This is a genomic window from Mycobacterium sp. AMU20-3851 (genome assembly GCF_043974665.1).
Lineage (GTDB): Bacteria > Actinomycetota > Actinomycetes > Mycobacteriales > Mycobacteriaceae > Mycobacterium.
Genome location: NZ_CP146371.1, coordinates 1,851,874 through 1,868,210 on the forward strand (window position 1 = coordinate 1,851,874; position 16,337 = coordinate 1,868,210).

Genomic DNA, 16,337 nt, shown 5'->3' on the forward strand with positions numbered 1-16,337 from the left:
CCGTTTTTTGGAAGGCCTGTGGGAAGGACCTGATATGCCCCGTTTCGTCGACCGCGTCGTCATCCACGCGCAGGCGGGCAACGGCGGCAACGGATGCGCCTCGGTGCACCGCGAGAAGTTCAAGCCGCTCGGCGGGCCCGATGGCGGCAACGGTGGCCGCGGCGGGTCCGTCGTACTTGTGGTGGACCCGCAGGTGCACACGCTGCTGGACTTTCACTTTCACCCGCACGTCGTCGCCCCGTCCGGCAAGCCCGGCGCCGGCAGCAACCGGGACGGCGCGATCGGCGCTGACCTCGAGGTCAAGGTGCCCGACGGCACCGTGGTGCTCGATGAACACGGCAACCTGATCGCCGACCTGGTCGGTGCGGGCACCCGTTTCGAGGCCGCCGCGGGCGGTCGCGGCGGGCTGGGGAACGCCGCACTGGCGTCGCGGGCCCGCAAGGCCCCCGGTTTCGCGCTGCTCGGTGAGAAGGGCCAGGTCCGCGATCTGACCCTGGAACTCAAGACCGTCGCCGACGTCGGCCTGGTCGGTTTCCCGTCGGCGGGCAAGTCCTCGCTGGTATCCACCATCTCGGCCGCCAAGCCCAAGATCGCCGATTACCCCTTCACCACGCTGGCGCCCAACCTGGGCGTGGTCTCGGCGGGGGATCACACCTATACCGTCGCCGACGTGCCCGGTCTGATTCCCGGCGCGTCCGAGGGCCGCGGGCTGGGGTTGGAGTTCCTGCGCCACATCGAACGCTGTGCCGTCCTGGTGCACGTCGTGGACTGCGCGACGATGGAACCCGGCCGCGACCCGATCTCGGACATCGACGCGCTCGAAGCGGAGCTGGCCGCGTATCAGCCCACCCTGCAAGGTGATTCGACCCTGGGGGATCTCGCGGACCGGCCCCGCGCGGTGGTGCTCAACAAGATCGACGTCCCCGATGCCCGCGAACTCGCCGAGTTCGTCCGTGAGGAGGTCGCCGAGAAGTACGGGTGGCCGGTTCTGGAGATCTCGACGGTGACCCGTGATGGATTGCGGCCGTTGATTTTCGCGCTCTGGGAGATGGTCGCGGCCTATCGCGCCGCGCAGCCCGAAGTGGCCCCGCGCCGGCCCGTCATCCGCCCGATCCCGGTGGACGAGACCGGGTTCACCGTCACCCCCGACGGCCAGGGCGGATTCGTGGTGCGCGGCACCCGGCCGGAACGCTGGATCGCCCAGACCGCGTTCGACAACGACGAAGCCGTCGGATACCTCGGCGACCGACTGGCCCGACTCGGCGTCGAGGACAAACTGCTCAAGCTCGGCGCCACTCCCGGCTGCGCCGTCACCATCGGTGATGTGACCTTCGACTGGGAGCCGCAGACACTCGCCGGGGTGGACGCCCAGATGTCCGGTCGCGGAACCGATATGCGGCTGGAGCAGACCGACCGGGTGTCGGCCGACGAACGTAAGGCCGCGAGGAAGGCTCGCCGGGAGCGCGGCGAATGACCGCGCCCGCAGTGCCCTCGGTGCATCGGGAAGCCATCCGGACCGCCCGCAGCGTCGTCGTCAAGATCGGTACCACGGCACTGACCACGCCCACCGGTGTCTTCGACGCGGGCCGGCTGGCCAGCCTCGTCGAGGCCATCGAGGGCCGGATGAAGGCCGGTTCGGACGTCGTCATCGTCTCCTCCGGCGCCATCGCGGCCGGCATCGAACCGCTGGGGTTGAGCAGACGCCCCACCGACCTGGCCACCAAGCAGGCTGCCGCGAGCGTCGGGCAGGTCGCGCTGGTCAACGCCTGGAGCGCGGCATTCGGCCACTATCAGCGCACCGTGGGCCAGGTGCTGCTGACCGCCCATGACATCGCGATGCGCGCACAGCACAACAATGCGCAGCGCACGCTGGACCGGTTGCGGGCGCTGCACGCGGTGGCGATCGTCAACGAGAACGACACGGTGGCCACCAACGAGATCCGGTTCGGTGACAACGACCGGCTTTCGGCGCTGGTCGCCCATCTGGTCGGTGCCGATGCGCTGGTGCTGTTGTCCGACATCGACGGTCTCTACGACGGGGACCCCCGCAAGGCCACCCCGGACAAGCCCGCCCGGTTCATCCCGGAAGTGGCCGCCGACGGTGACCTCGACGGCGTGATCGCCGGGCGCGGCAGCAGCCTGGGTACCGGCGGGATGGCCTCGAAACTGTCCTCGGCCCTGCTGGCCGCCGACGCGGGGGTGCCGGTGCTGCTGGCCGCCGCGGCCGACGCCGCCGCCGCACTCGACGATGCCTCGGTGGGCACGGTGTTCGCCGCCCGCCCGGAGCGGATGACCGCCCGCCGCTTCTGGGTGCGCTACGCGGCCGAGACCAACGGCGTGCTGACCCTCGACGAGGGTGCCGTGCGCGCCGTGGTCCAGGGCCGGCGCTCGCTGCTTCCGGCCGGCATCACTGCGGTGTCGGGCAACTTCCACGGCGACGACGTGGTCGAACTGCGCGGGCCCGACGGCGCGTCGGTGGCGCGCGGTGTCGTCGCCTACGACGCGGTCGAACTGACGGCGATGCTGGGGCGGTCCACCCGGGATCTGCCCCCCGAGTTGCGCCGGCCCGCGGTACACGCCGACGACCTCGTCGCCACCTGAAGCGGGCCGTCGGCAACGGATTCCGTGGCCCGCTGAGAAATTCTCAACGACCGCGAGTGGCAAATTCCATCATGGATACCGGGCGTTGCCTGCCGATTTCGGTTCGAGGGGCCCGGAAAGTGGCGGTGGTGGCAACGTGCCAGCGTGCCGCGGTCACGAGCTAATGCTCACGGACCACTGATTCTCCAGGTATGCTCCGATCTGATCTGGTGTCAGCAAAGGGGAAGCAGGGCATGACACGACGTTCGGTGCTCGCGGTCGGTGCGCATCCCGACGACATCGAGCTTGGCTGCGGGGGAGCCCTGGCTAAGCACGTGGCGGCCGGTGACAAGGTGGCGATGCTGGTCGTGACGCGTGGTGAGGAGGGCCCCGGCCGCTCCGCGCAACGCGTTTCTGAGCAGCTGCGCGCCGTCGAGGTGCTCGGGGTGGACACCTTGCTGTGGGGCGAGGGCTTTCTGGACTGCCGGGTGTCCCTGCAGGAGTTCGAACTCGTGCACCTGATCGAGGATGCGATCGAGAAGGTCGCGGCGACCGTCGTCTACACCCATGTGGCCAATGACAGCCACCAGGACCACCGGGTGGTGTCCCGGTGCACGATGGGTGCCGCGCGCTGGGTGTCGACGATCATGGCCTACGGCGGCCCGTCCGCGATGAGCTTCAACCCGACCTCGTTCATCGACATCTCGGACTCCCTGGACAAGAAGATCGAGGCGCTGATGTGCCACGTATCGCAGGCCGAGGCCAGTGAGAAGGTCAGCGCCTCGTGGGTGCGCAGCGCTGCCGAGCACTACGGTTTCCTGTGCCGGCGGCCGTTCGCCGAGGGCTTCGAACCCGTCCGCCAGGTCGTCGATTTCTGAGCTGTGCCAACATTTCTCGTGGTGGGCGCCGGCACCACCGGCATCGGCGCGGCCGTCCGTCTCACCGAACTGGGTATCGATCATCTCGTCGTGGATGCCGGCGACCGGTTGGGCGGCATGTCCGCCTCGGTCACTGACCGGGCGGGCTTCACCTGGGATCTGGGCGGCCACGTGCTGCACAGTCATTTCGAGGAATTCGACCGCGCGGTCGAGGCCAGCGGTATCCGGCTCAACCATGTCGCCCGCAACGGCTGGGTGTGGCTGCGCGGCGACGGGCCGCAGAGCCTACTGCCCACCCCGATCCAACAGCAGCTCACCGAGCTGCCCACCGACCTGTACCCGGACGCACCGGTGCAGCATCTGGCCGACTACTACCGCAACAACTTCGGCCGTGATCTCTACGACGAGTTCTTCGAGCCCTACAACCGCAAGATGTGGACGCTGCCGCTGCACGACATCGATCACGAGTGGACGTCGCTGCGTAGCGGGAGCGCCGCGCGCAACGTGCCGGTGCTGGGGCTGGCCGGGGGAGCACCGGCACCGGCGTCGACCTTCCCGTACCCGGTCGGCGGAACCGGCGCGCTGTGGCAAGCGGTGCACGACAAACTGATGACGCCGGACTCGGTGCGGCTGCGCACCCGGGTGCTCGACATCGACCCAGCCGCGCGGGTGGCCCACCTCGACGACGGCAGTGCGGTGCCCTACCGGTACTGCATCAGCACCGCCCCGGTGACCACCGCGCTGGGCTGGATCGGCTGGTCCGAGCGCGCGAACACCTTGCGGGCCAGCAGGTTGCACGCGGTCGGCCTCGGCTACCGGGGTGAACCGCCGCCGGCCCTGGCGGACAAGACCTGGCTGTACTGCCCGGCTGAATCGGTGCCGTGGTACCGCGCGACGATGCTCAGCAACTACGACGCCGCCAACGCCGGGCCCGGGCGCTGGAACATCCTGTGCGAGGTGCCGGTCTTCGCCGAGAACCCGATATCGGCGGCGGATGCCGTCGACGGTGTGCAGCGCTCCCTGCAGCGGCTCGGTGCCGACCCGGCGCAGGTCGTCAGCCGCTTCTCCGACACCCTCGACTTCGGCTACCCGGTGCCGACCCTGGGCCGGGACCGGCTACTGCGCGAGGCGGATGAGCGGCTGCGTGCGCACGGTATCTACAGCCGGGGCCGGTTCGGTGGCTGGCGCTACGAATCCTCGAACCAGGACTACGGCTATGTCCAGGGCCGTCAGGCGGTGGACAATGCGCTGTCCGGCGCGCCGGAGGACGTGTACTGGTACCCGGAGCGGTTCTGACCCGGGGTCTCAGTCCTCTGCCAGATACAGTGCGCCCCTGATGATCTGGGTTAGGGTCGTGGCAAGTTCGGCGTCATAGGAGCTCGGCCGGGTGGGCAGATTCTGCTGACAGGACCGCTCCACCATCCAGACCAGGCTGCTGGCGGTGGTGGCGGCGGGTAGCCCGGGACGGATCGAGCCGTCGGCCTGGCCGGCTTCGATGACGCGGGTGAACTGCTCGGAAATTCCGGTCAATAGTTCCCGGTAGGTTTCGCCGACGTGCGCGTCGTAGCCGGCCATCTCGTTGAGCGCCAGCAGGACCGGCTGATGACGGCGGTAGCTGGCCACGATCGCGGTCATCGCGGCCAGCACGTCGGCGGGATCACGGCGCCCGGCCACCGCCCACCAGGTGGCGGCGTCCGCGGTCAGATCTCCGAAGACCTGACCGGCCAGCCGGCGCAGCAGGTCGCCCTTGTCCTCGAAATATATGTAGAAGCTGGCGCGGGAGATCCCGGCCTCGGTGGCCAACCGGTCGACGCTGAGCTCGGTGAAGCTGGTGCCGTCGGCCATCAGTCGGTCGGTTGCGTCCAGCAGCGCGCGTTCGATCTGTTCACGGCGTTCCTGGCGGTTTGTCGGTGACCTGCGGGTCGCCCGTGTCACCGATCCCATGAGGCGAGCCTATCGGTTATCTGGGCATCTTGCTTAGACATAGTGTCTAGGCTTATTGTCACCGGCATGACTGTGTCTGCGATCACACCTGCCGAGCGCGCCTACGATCCGATCGACCTGTCGTCGCGGGCCTTCTGGGCGACCACGGCCGAGGACCGTGAGGCCGCGTTCGCCGAACTGCGGGCCGAGCGCCCGGTCAGCTGGCATCCGCCGGTCGAGGACTCGTTGATGCCCGACCCGGCCGACCGCGGCTATTGGGCGGTGACCCGGCACGCCGATGTGGTCGAGGTCAGCCGCAACAGCGAGGTGTTCCTGTCCGGCCAAGGGGTGCTGTTCGAGAACATCCCGGCCGAATTGCTGGAGGCGTCCCAGTCGTTCCTGGCCATGGATCCGCCCCGGCACACCACCATCCGGAAGGTGGTGCACTCGGCGTTCACCCCGCGCCAGGTCCGCCGGATCGAAGATTCGATCAAGGCCAATGCCGCCGGCATCGTCTCCGAACTGCGTGCCGCGGGAAGCGGTGCCGACTTCGTCGACCTGTGTGCCAAGGAATTGCCCATCCGCACGCTCTCGGACATGGTCGGGATCCCGGAGTCCGAACGCCATCAGGTGGCAGAGGCCGCGGACGCGTTGGTGTCCTGGGGTGACGCGGTGTATCTGAACGGACGAAATCCGTTGGAGGTACTGGTCGCCAACCAGATGTACCTGCACCAGGTCGCGTTGGCGCTGGCCGCCGACCGGCGGGAGAATCCGGGTGATGATCTGTTCAGCGCCCTGGTACATGCCGAGGTCGAGGGGGCCCGCCTGACCGACCCGGAGGTGGCGGCGTTCTTCGTCCTGCTCGCGGTCGCGGGCAACGACACCACCCGCCAGACCACCAGCCACGCGCTCAAGGCGCTGACCGACAACCCCGACCAACGCGCGTGGCTGCAGGACGATTTCGACAACCGGATCGGCACCGCGGTGGAGGAATTCATCCGCTGGGCCACCCCGGTGATGACGTTCCGACGCACCGCGGCCACCGACTACGAACTGGGCGGGGCGCAGATCAGCGCGGGGGAGAAGGTGGTGATGTTCTACTCGTCGGCCAACCGGGACGACACCGTGTTCGACGGCCCGCAGCGCCTCGACCTCGGCCGCGATCCCAACCCGCACGTCGGATTCGGTGGGGGTGGACGGCATTTCTGCCTCGGTGCGCACGTCGCGCGGGCGCAGTTGCGGGCGATCCTCGCAGAACTACTGGGCCAGATCCCGCAGATCCAGGCCGGTGAACCGTCCCTGGTGCCGGGCAACTTCATCCACGGCATCCGCGCGATGCCGTGCACCTTCTAGCGCGCCGGCACCGCGGTGGGCAGTTCGCCGGCCAGCAGGGTCAGCATCTCCGAGCACCCGGCCTCGACCTTGACGTCTGCCAAGGCGTCACCGCGGGTCGGGCCCCGGTTGATGATGGCGACCGGTTTGCCCGCCGCCGCCGCGTGCCGGACGAACCGATAGCCGGAGAACACCGTCAACGACGAACCCGCCACCAATAACGCGTCCGCGCCGTCGACGATCGAAAAGGCTTGCTGCACACGCTCCTTGGGCACACTCTCCCCGAAGTACACGATGTCGGGCTTGAGCATGCCCGCGCAGCGCGGACAGTCCAGGTAGCGGAAGCTGCTGGTGTCCTCGACGACGGCGTCCGCGTCGGGGGCGACCGCGATCCCGCCGACCTGCTCGGCGCGCTCGGCGAATCCGGGATTGAGGGCCTCCAACTCGTCGGCGAGCGCTTGCCGGCTCATGGTGTACCCGCAGGACAGGCAGATCACCTGGGCGTAGGTGCCGTGCAGATCGACCACCTGCCTGCTGCCGGCCTTGGTATGCAGCAGGTCGACGTTCTGGGTGATCAACCCGCCCACCACGCCCGCGTCCTCCAGATGGGCCAACGCCCGGTGCCCGGCATTGGGTGCGGTCTGGTCCATGTGCCGCCAGCCGAGATGATTGCGGGCCCAATAACGCTGCCGGAACACCGGATCGGAGCGGAACTGGCCGATCGTCATCGGGTTGCTGGGCCGGGAGTCCGGCCCGCGGTAGTCCGGGATCCCCGAATCGGTCGACATCCCGGCGCCGGTGAGCACCGCCAGCCGGCGCCCGGCCAGCGCCTCGACCAGTTCGGGAGCATCCACCTCATCGAGGATAGGCGGGTCTCATGGCATGGTGGGCCCATGGTGTGGCACTCACCCGATCAGCTGGCCGATCGCCGGGAGCGGGCCGCGTCGGCCGCGCTGCAGGCCGGTCGCGCCGCCGGACTGGACGCCGACCGGGCCACCGTCCTGCACGACGTGTTCTCCGTGGTCGTGCACCTGGAACCGACCCCCGTGGTGGCCCGCATCCCGGTGGTGCTGCCGCCGGGTTACACACCGCAGCTCCAGCACGCCCGCCAACAGCGTGAACTCGACGTCGCGGCCTGGCTGGACGGCCACGGGGTCCCCGTCGTGCCGCCCAGCCCACTGGTGCCGCGCACCCCGGTGCGCCGCGCCGGATTCCCGATCACGTTCTGGGAACTGGCCGACGTCGCGCCCGACCACGAGCCCTATTCGCCGGTGGCGATCGCCGAGAGCGCCCGACTGCACGCCGGTCTGGCCGGGTATCTGGGCCCGTTGCCGTTCCTGGCCCCGTTCAACGAGGCGGCCCCCGGCATGTTCGCCGGCCTCGAACCCGGTGACCTGCTCGGCGCCGCCGAGGTCGAACGGGCCCGCGACGAGTACGCGGCCCTGCGCAGTGTGCTGGCCGACCCAGGTGTGTTCGCCGCGCGGCACCCGGGCGTCGGGCTGCAGGCGGTGCAGGGAGATGGCCCGTCGCACAACGTCATCCGCACCACCGGCGGGATCCGATTCTCCGACTTCGAGGACGTGTCGCTGGGGCCGGTGGAATGGGATCTGGCGATGCTCGGGCCGGAGGCGGTCGCCGAGTACGACGAGGCCGCGCAGCGGTACGGTCTGCGGCGCACCGACCCGAGCGTGCAACGACTCATGGACACCGCGCGCACGCTGCAGTTCATCAGTTGCGTCACGCTGGTGCCGCAACTTCCGGTACTGGCCGAGGGGCTCGCGCAGGTCATCGACAGCTGGCGAGCGGGCGCGAGCGCCGAATAACGAAGCCCTCGGGCTGGTGGCGGCCGGCTGTTTGCCGTCAATGCCAGAATGGCCGGGTGGACTTCTACTCCGCCTACCGCCACGGCTTCGTGCGGGTGGCCGCCTGTACCCACCACACCACCCTCGCCGATCCGGCGGCCAATGCCGAATCGGCGTTGCGGATGGCCCGGGAGTGCCACGACGACGGCGTCGGGCTGGCGGTCTTCCCCGAGCTGACGCTGTGCGGATACTCGATCGAGGACATCCTGCTGCAGGACACCCTGCTCGACGCGGTCGAAGACGCGGTGGCGGCGATGGTCGCAGGATCCAAGGACCTGCTGCCGGTCCTGGTGATCGGCGCCCCGCTGCGGCACCGCAACCGGGTCTACAACACCGCCGTGGTGATCCACCGCGGCGCGGTGCTCGGGGTGGTGCCCAAATCCTTCCTGCCCACCTACCGCGAGTTCTACGAACGCCGCCAGCTCGCCCCCGGCAACGGCGTCACCGGCAGCATCCGGCTCGGGGACCAGGAGGTGCCGTTCGGTGCCGACCTGCTGTTCGCCGCGGCCGACCTCCCGGACTTCGTACTGCACGTCGAGATCTGTGAGGACATGTGGGTCCCGGTGCCCCCGAGCGCGCCGGCCGCCCTGGCCGGCGCGACGGTATTGGCCAACCTGTCCGGCAGCCCTATCACCATCGGTCGGGCCGATGATCGCAAGCTGATGGCCAAGTCGGCGTCCTCGCGCTGCCTGGCCGCCTACGTGTACGCCGCCGCCGGGGAGGGGGAGTCGACCACCGACCTGGCCTGGGACGGGCAGACCATGATCTACGAAAACGGGGTGCTGCTGGCCGAATCCGAGCGCTTCCCGAAGGGCGTGCGGCGCAGCGTCGCCGACGTGGACGTGTCGCTGCTGCGCGCCGAGCGACTCCGGATGGGCACCTTCGACGACAACGCCCGCCACCACAGCGACACCGTGGACGCGTTCCGTCGCATCGAGTTCACCCTGGACCCGCCGGCCGGCGACATCGGTCTGCTGCGCCGGGTCGAGCGTTTCCCCTTCGTGCCGTCGGATCCGGCCCGGCTGCAACAGGACTGCTACGAGGCCTACAACATCCAGGTCTCCGGACTGGAACAGCGGCTGCGTGCGCTCAACTACCCGAAGGTCGTCATCGGGGTGTCCGGCGGGCTGGACTCCACCCACGCCCTGATCGTCGCCGCGCGCGCGATGGACCGGGAGGGCCGCCCGCGCAGCGATATCCTGGCCTTCACCATGCCCGGGTTCGCCACCGGTGACCGCACCAAGGGCAATGCCATCGCGCTGAGTGAGGCGCTCGGCGTCACGTTCGCCGAGATCGACATCCGCGACACCGCGAAACTGATGCTCACCGAGATGGACCATCCGTTCGGCCGTGGCGAGAAGGTCTACGACGTCACGTTCGAGAACGTGCAGGCCGGGCTGCGCACCGATTACCTGTTCCGGCTGGCCAACCAGCGCGGCGGGATCGTGCTGGGCACCGGGGATCTCTCCGAGTTGGCGCTGGGCTGGTCGACTTACGGTGTGGGCGACCAGATGTCGCACTACAACGTCAACGGCGGGGTGCCCAAGACACTGATCCAGCACCTGATCCGGTGGGTCATCTCCTCCGGTGAGTTCGACCAGTCCGTCGACGACGTCCTGCAGTCGGTGCTCGACACCGAGATCAGCCCGGAGTTGGTGCCCACCGGGGAGGACGAGGAGATCCAGAGCAGCGAGGACAAGGTGGGTCCCTATGTGCTGCAGGACTTCTCACTGTTCCAGGTGCTGCGCTACGGATTCGGGCCGGCGAAGGTGGCGTTCCTGGCCTGGCATGCCTGGCGCGACGCCGAGCGCGGCCACTGGCCGCTGGGTTACCCGCTGGACAAGCGACCGCAGTACTCGCTCAAGGAGATCCGGGGATGGCTGACCGTCTTCGCGCAGCGGTTCTACTCGTTCTCCCAGTTCAAACGCTCCGCACTGCCCAACGGGCCCAAGGTCTCCGCCGGTGGGGCGCTGTCGCCGCGCGGTGACTGGCGGGCACCGTCGGACATGTCGGCGCGGATCTGGCTGGACGCCATCGAGCGGGACATCCCGGCGGGCTGATCCGGCAGTACACCACTGGTCGGCACGCAGGCTCGAATCCTCAACCAGTCAAGGCGTCGACGACATCAGGCAGATCCCAGAACGCACGCATCTCCACGATCAGTCCGTCGGCGCCCACCCGATAGTTGAACGTTCCGTCATAATCGACGCTGATCGTGTCGGGCGTCGAGGCGGTCACGGTCGCCAGCACCATGGCTTCGGTACCGGCCTCCCACACCCGGGTGATGGTGAAGCACGTCGATGCCAGCGGGTCGATGGCAAGGTCCCAGAACTCGGCGAGCCGCTCCCGCCCGACGATCGGTGCCAGATGACCCACCGGATCCTCGACGCGTGCGTCAGCGCTGAACAAGGCCAACCAGTCGTCGCGTCGACTTTCCTGCACGGCCTCCATCGCCGCGCGCGCCACATCGGCCGGACGCCGCGTGCCATTCATATCGCCTCCTCATCGATGCAATGTTACAAGCTGTAACGTTACACTGCGTAACATGATTGAGGAGGCTGGATCGGCAGGCGGAGCCCGCCGGGCAATTCTGGAATCCACCCGCGTGTTGATCGAACGGATGGGTTCGGCCGAGGTCGGCCTCGGCGCAATCGCCGACCATGCCGGGTACTCGCGGCAAACTGTTTACCGTCATTTCGGCACCCGTGCGGGCGTATTGCAGGCGGCGCTCGCTGATATCGACGAGCGGGCCGGTGCGCAGGCGGCCGTCGAGCGGATACTCGAAGCCGCCGATGGCGCCGGCGCGGTGGACGCCCTGGTCGGGTGGTGGACCGACTATGTGGCCGGGTTCATCGGCATCGCGCGCAGCGTGCTGGCGGGCCGACGCTCCGACCCGGAACTGGCCGCGGCCTGGGACGACCGGATGAACCAACTGCTCGACGTGTGTCGAAAGGTCGTCCATCGATGCGAGGCGGACGGTCTGCTGTCCGACGGCCTCGATTCTGCGGTGGCAGCGGAGATGTTGTGGGCGGTGTTGTCGGTGCCGTTGTGGGATCAGCTCATCACCGACCGCGGATGGACGCTCGCACAATATCGGCAGCGAATCACGTTCATGGCCAACGCCATTCTTGTCGACCGCCGCACCTGATCGTCAGCTCAACGCGTCCTCGATGGCCTCGTCGTGCGGCGCGCAGTCACCGGCGCCTGGGACGAGGGTGGCCAGCGCGCCCGCCGCGGCGGCCCGGCGCAGCGCGTATTCCGGACCGGACGGCCACCCGGCGGCCAGCACGCCGGCGAACACATCCCCGGCGCCAGTGGTGTCCACGGGTTCGACCTCGGGGGCGGGCACCTGCACCTCACCGGCCTCGGTGCGGTGGCTGGCGCCGCGCGCGCCGAGCGTGGTGACCAGGTGCGGAACCGGCCACACCCAGCTCCGGGCCTCGTCCTCGTTGACGATCACCACATCGGTGACCTCGGCCAGCTGCGCCAGCGCACCGGCATCGGCGCCCGCCGGGGAGGCGTTCAGCAGTACCGCCGCGCCGGCCGCGCGCGCGATGCGGGCCGCGGCCAGCGCGGTCTCGGTGGGGATCTCCAGCTGCATCAACAGCACGTCGGCGCCGGCGACCAGCTCACGCAGCCGCGCCGAGGTCAGCGACAGGTGCGCGTTGGCACCCGGCGCCACCACGATGACGTTCTCGGCGTGCGCGTCCACCACGATGCTCGCCGTCCCGCTCGGCACCGGCAGCGCGACCAGCCCGGCGGTGTCGACACCGTTCTCCTGCAGGTGGGCCCGCAACGCCGTGCCGGTGTCGTCGTCGCCGACGGCGGCCACGACCACCACCTCGGCGCCAGCCCGGGCCGCAGCGACCGCCTGGTTGCCACCCTTGCCGCCGGGGGCGCGGGTCAGCTGCGAGGCCAGCACCGTCGCACCCGGCGGCGGGAGGGTGTCCACCGTGAAAACGAGGTCCATGTTCACGCTGCCGACCACACATACCCGCGCCATCGCCTTACGGTAGCCCCCACCGGGCCTGACCTGGGGATGCCCGATACCCTGGCTTGATGAGCGCTTCTGTCGAATTAGATCTGCGCAGCCAGGTCCACGACGCCGCGGCCGCGGCCCGGGTTGCATCCCGCGCGCTGGTCAGCTTGAGCACCGTCGTGAAGAACCGCGCACTGCATGCCGCCGCCGACGCCGTGCTGGCCCATGCGCACGACATCCTGGCCGCGAACACCGAAGACCTGGAGACCGCGCGCGCCGCGGGCACCGCCGAGGCCATGCTCGACCGGCTGGCACTCAACCCGCAGCGCATCGACGGCATCGCGGCCGGACTGCGGCAGGTCGCCGGCCTGCCCGACCCGGTAGGGGAGGTGCTGCGCGGCAGCACCCTGCCCAACGGTCTGCAACTGCGCCAGCAGCGGGTGCCGCTGGGCGTGGTCGGCATCGTCTACGAGGGCAGGCCCAACGTCACCGTCGACGCCTTCGGCCTCACCCTGAAATCGGGTAACGCGGTGCTGCTGCGCGGCAGTTCATCGGCGGCCCGCTCGAACGCCGCGTTGGTGCGGGCGCTGCGGGAGGCGCTGGTCGCCGAGGGGCTGCCCGCCGACGCCGTGCAGTTGCTGCCCAGCACGGACCGTTCCAGCGTCACCCACCTGATCCAGGCCCGCGGCCTGGTCGACGTGGTGATCCCGCGCGGCGGTGCCGGTCTGATCGACGCGGTGGTGCGCGACGCCACCGTCCCGACCATCGAGACCGGCGTCGGAAACTGTCACGTCTTCGTGCACGCGGCAGCCGATCTCGATGTGGCCGAACGGATCCTGTTGAACGCCAAGACCCGCCGGCCCAGCGTCTGCAATGCGGCCGAGACGCTGCTGGTCGATGCGGCCGCCGCCGAGACGGCCCTGCCGCGGCTGCTCAACGCGCTGCAGGACGCGGGCGTGACGGTGCACACCGACCCCACTGACGAGGAGCTGCGCGCCGAGTTCCTGTCGATGGACATCGCCGTACAGGTGGTCGACGGTGTCGACGGCGCCATCGCGCACATCAACGAGTACGGCACCGGTCACACCGAGGCCATCGTCACCACCGAACTGGCTGCGGCCCAACGGTTCACCGAGCAGGTGGATGCGGCCGCGGTCATGGTGAACGCGTCGACCGCCTTCACCGACGGGGAACAGTTCGGTTTCGGCGCCGAGATCGGCATCTCCACCCAGAAGTTGCATGCCCGAGGCCCGATGGGCCTGCCCGAACTGACCTCGACAAAATGGATTGTGTGGGGCGACGGCCAGACCCGTCCCGCCTGACAGGAGTACACCCGACTCATGAGCCTTCCCGCCCGTCCCGCACCGTTGTTCACCGATATCGATGACGTCGCCAAGCGGCTCGCCGAGACCGGATACCTGCCCGACAAGGCCACCGCCACAGCGGTTTTCCTCGCCGACCGGCTGGGCAAGCCGCTGCTGGTCGAGGGACCGGCCGGCGTCGGCAAGACCGAGTTGGCCCGTGCCGTCGCCCAGACCACCGGGTCCGAGCTGGTGCGGCTGCAATGCTACGAGGGTGTCGACGAGGCGCGTGCCCTCTATGAGTGGAACCACGCCAAGCAGATCCTGCGGATCCAGGCCGGCACGGCGGGGACGGGCGACTGGGACCAGACCAAGACCGACGTGTTCAGCGAGGAGTTCCTGCTGAGCCGCCCGCTGCTGACCGCGATCCGGCGCACCGACCCGACCGTGCTGCTCATCGACGAGACCGACAAGGCCGACATCGAGATCGAGGGGCTGCTGCTGGAGGTACTGTCCGACTTCGCGGTGACGGTGCCCGAACTCGGCACCATCAAGGCCGAACGCCCGCCGTTCGTGCTGCTCACCTCGAATGCCACCCGGGAGCTGTCCGAGGCGCTCAAACGGCGCTGCCTGTTCCTGCACATCGGCTTCCCCGACCCGGACCTGGAGCGGCGCATCCTGCTCTCGCGGGTTCCCGAGCTGCCCGACCGGATCGCCGCCGAACTGGTGCGGATCATCGGGGTGCTGCGCGGGATGCAACTCAAGAAGGTGCCGTCGGTGGCCGAGACCATCGACTGGGGTCGCACCGTCCTGGCGCTGGGTATGGACACCATCGACGACGTGACCATCGCCGCGACGCTCGGTGTGGTGCTCAAGCACCAGTCCGATCAGATCAAGGCCGCCGGGGAGCTGAGGTTGAACTGATGGCCTCCCGTCGCACCCGGCCACCGCAGCCGCTGGCCCCCCACGGAATTCCCGGGCACCTGGTGGAATTCGTCGAAGCACTGCGCGGTGTCGGCATCGCGGTGGGCCCGTCGGAGACGGTGGACGCCGGCCGGGTGATGACGGTGCTGGGCCTGGGCGACCGCGGCGCGCTGCGGGAGGGGCTGGCCTGTGCGGTGTTGCGCCGGCCCGATCACCGCGACACCTACGATGCGATGTTCGACCTGTGGTGGCCGGCCGCGCACGGGGCGCGGACGGTCATCGAGGATGAGCCGGATCCGGAGGCCGACCCGGAGGCGATGCCGCCCGAGGACATCGAGGCGATGCGCGCGGCCCTGCTCGACATGCTGGGCCCGGACGCCGATCTGGAGAACTTCGACGACCGTCTGACGGCCATGATCGCCCGGATCGTGGAGGCCTACGGCAGGTACAACTCCAGCCGGGGTCCGTCGTACTCGTCCTATCAGGCGCTCAAGGCGATGGCCCTGGACGAACTGGAGGGCCGGCTGCTGGCCGGGCTGCTCGCCCCGTACGGCGAAGAGCCCACCCCCACCCAAGAAGAGATCGCCAAAGCGATGGCGGCGCAGCGTGTTTCGCAGCTACGCCAGATGGTGGAGGCGGAGACCAAGCGTCGCACCGCCGAACAGCTCGGCCGCGACCACGTGCAGATGTACGGGGTGCCCCAGTTGTCCGAGAACGTCGAGTTCCTGCGGGCCTCCGGCGAGCAGCTGCGCCAGATGCGCAAGACCGTGCAGCCGTTGGCCCGCACGCTGGCCACCCGGCTGGCGGCCAAGCGGCGCCGCGCCCAGAACGGCCAGATCGACATGCGCAAGACGCTTCGCAAGTCGATGTCCACCGGCGGCGTGCCGATCGACGTGGTGCTCAAGAAGCCGCGCCCGGCCCGGCCCGAACTGGTGGTGCTGTGCGATGTGTCCGGCTCGGTGGCCGGCTTCAGCCACTTCACCCTGATGCTGGTGTCCGCGCTGCGTCAGCAGTTCTCCCGGGTGCGCGTGTTCGCCTTCATCGACACCACCGACGAGGTGACCCACATGTTCGGCCCGGAAGCCGATCTGGCGGTGGCGGTGCAGCGCATCACCCGGGAAGCCGGCGTCTACACCCGCGACGGGCACTCCGACTACGGGCACGCCTTCGTGTCGTTCGACCAGAACTTCCCCAACGTGCTCTCGCCGCGGTCCTCGCTGCTCATCCTCGGCGACGGCCGCAACAATTACCGCAACCCGGAGACCGAACTGCTGACCCGGATGGTGAATGCCAGCCGGCACGCGCACTGGCTCAACCCCGAGCCCAAGCACCTGTGGGGCAGTGGAGACTCGGCGGTGCCGCGCTACAAAGACCTGATCCCGATGCACGAGTGCCGGTCGGCCAAGCAACTGGCCGCGGTGATCGACGCTCTCCTTCCTGTCTGACCCTTTTCTGGCGAGAGTGCGTGTCTGCGCCCGACACGCCGTGCTCGTGAGGGAGTTCGCGCACGCTCGCCAGGTAAAGACCCACCCGGTCGCTGCCGTAAGCTGGCTCTTCG

At 69.2% G+C, this 16,337-nt stretch carries 15 protein-coding genes; 11 read left to right on the top strand and 4 right to left on the bottom strand.

The annotated features are described in order from the left end of the window. Nucleotides 1-34: 34 nt before the first annotated feature. From obgE to V4U86_RS08995, 4 genes are all read left to right on the top strand, one after another. On the top strand, nt 35-1,474 hold the full coding sequence (gene obgE, locus V4U86_RS08980) for a GTPase ObgE (RefSeq protein WP_395310902.1): 1,440 nt from the start codon (nt 35-37) through the stop codon (nt 1,472-1,474). A gap of 11 nt (nt 1,475-1,485) precedes the next feature. Next, a complete protein-coding gene (proB, locus tag V4U86_RS08985; RefSeq protein WP_395311969.1) occupies nt 1,486-2,601 on the top strand; it encodes a glutamate 5-kinase in 1,116 nt (371 codons plus the stop codon). Between the two features lie 233 nt (nt 2,602-2,834). Then, nucleotides 2,835-3,458, top strand: coding sequence for a PIG-L deacetylase family protein (locus V4U86_RS08990; RefSeq protein WP_395310903.1), 624 nt, complete (start codon nt 2,835-2,837; stop codon nt 3,456-3,458). A gap of 3 nt (nt 3,459-3,461) precedes the next feature. Then, nucleotides 3,462-4,754 carry a protoporphyrinogen/coproporphyrinogen oxidase gene (locus V4U86_RS08995; RefSeq protein ID WP_395310904.1) on the top strand — a complete coding sequence of 431 codons (1,293 nt, stop codon included), beginning with the start codon at nt 3,462-3,464 and terminating at the stop codon, nt 4,752-4,754. Nucleotides 4,755-4,763: 9 nt separating this feature from the next. Here V4U86_RS08995 and V4U86_RS09000 read toward each other — a convergent pair whose 3' ends face one another. Beyond that, nucleotides 4,764-5,402 (bottom strand): TetR/AcrR family transcriptional regulator, encoded by a 639-nt coding sequence (locus tag V4U86_RS09000; protein ID WP_395310905.1) that lies wholly within the window; start codon nt 5,400-5,402, stop codon nt 4,764-4,766. A gap of 66 nt (nt 5,403-5,468) precedes the next feature. Here V4U86_RS09000 and V4U86_RS09005 point away from each other — a divergent pair, with 66 nt between their 5' ends. Next, nucleotides 5,469-6,734: a cytochrome P450 gene (locus V4U86_RS09005; protein ID WP_395310906.1), complete on the top strand. Its 1,266-nt coding sequence runs from the start codon at nt 5,469-5,471 to the stop codon at nt 6,732-6,734. Here V4U86_RS09005 and V4U86_RS09010 read toward each other — a convergent pair. Then, entirely contained in the window at nt 6,731-7,567 is an 837-nt protein-coding gene (locus V4U86_RS09010) for an NAD-dependent protein deacetylase (protein ID WP_395310907.1), read from the bottom strand. The genes V4U86_RS09005 and V4U86_RS09010 overlap by 4 nt on opposite strands. A 39-nt stretch (nt 7,568-7,606) precedes the next feature. On the opposite strand from V4U86_RS09010, the gene V4U86_RS09015 reads away from it, so the two are divergent. Next, nucleotides 7,607-8,536, top strand: coding sequence for a phosphotransferase family protein (locus V4U86_RS09015; protein WP_395310908.1), 930 nt, complete (start codon nt 7,607-7,609; stop codon nt 8,534-8,536). A gap of 56 nt (nt 8,537-8,592) precedes the next feature. Beyond that, a complete protein-coding gene (locus tag V4U86_RS09020) occupies nt 8,593-10,635 on the top strand; it encodes an NAD(+) synthase (RefSeq protein WP_395310909.1) in 2,043 nt (680 codons plus the stop codon). A 40-nt stretch (nt 10,636-10,675) separates the two neighbouring features. Here the strand turns inward: V4U86_RS09020 and V4U86_RS09025 are convergent, their stop codons facing one another. Next, a complete protein-coding gene (locus V4U86_RS09025; RefSeq protein ID WP_395310910.1) occupies nt 10,676-11,068 on the bottom strand; it encodes a nuclear transport factor 2 family protein in 393 nt (130 codons plus the stop codon). A gap of 52 nt (nt 11,069-11,120) precedes the next feature. Here V4U86_RS09025 and V4U86_RS09030 point away from each other — a divergent pair, with 52 nt between their 5' ends. Next, nucleotides 11,121-11,723 (top strand): TetR/AcrR family transcriptional regulator, encoded by a 603-nt coding sequence (locus V4U86_RS09030; protein WP_395310911.1) that lies wholly within the window; start codon nt 11,121-11,123, stop codon nt 11,721-11,723. A gap of 3 nt (nt 11,724-11,726) precedes the next feature. Here V4U86_RS09030 and V4U86_RS09035 read toward each other — a convergent pair whose 3' ends face one another. Continuing rightward, nucleotides 11,727-12,578 (bottom strand): PfkB family carbohydrate kinase, encoded by an 852-nt coding sequence (locus V4U86_RS09035; RefSeq protein WP_395310912.1) that lies wholly within the window; start codon nt 12,576-12,578, stop codon nt 11,727-11,729. Between the two features lie 56 nt (nt 12,579-12,634). Here V4U86_RS09035 and V4U86_RS09040 point away from each other — a divergent pair, with 56 nt between their 5' ends. From V4U86_RS09040 to V4U86_RS09050, 3 genes are read left to right on the top strand one after another with little or no spacing between them, the layout of a single operon-like run. Then, complete coding sequence (locus tag V4U86_RS09040; protein ID WP_395310913.1) at nt 12,635-13,876, top strand: glutamate-5-semialdehyde dehydrogenase; 1,242 nt, start codon at nt 12,635-12,637, stop codon at nt 13,874-13,876. An 18-nt stretch (nt 13,877-13,894) separates the two neighbouring features. Next, nucleotides 13,895-14,779 (top strand): AAA family ATPase, encoded by an 885-nt coding sequence (locus V4U86_RS09045; protein ID WP_395310914.1) that lies wholly within the window; start codon nt 13,895-13,897, stop codon nt 14,777-14,779. Then, nucleotides 14,779-16,224 (top strand): vWA domain-containing protein, encoded by a 1,446-nt coding sequence (locus tag V4U86_RS09050; RefSeq protein ID WP_395310915.1) that lies wholly within the window; start codon nt 14,779-14,781, stop codon nt 16,222-16,224. The genes V4U86_RS09045 and V4U86_RS09050 overlap by 1 nt, the downstream gene beginning before the upstream one ends. The last annotated feature ends 113 nt before the right edge of the window (nt 16,225-16,337 follow it).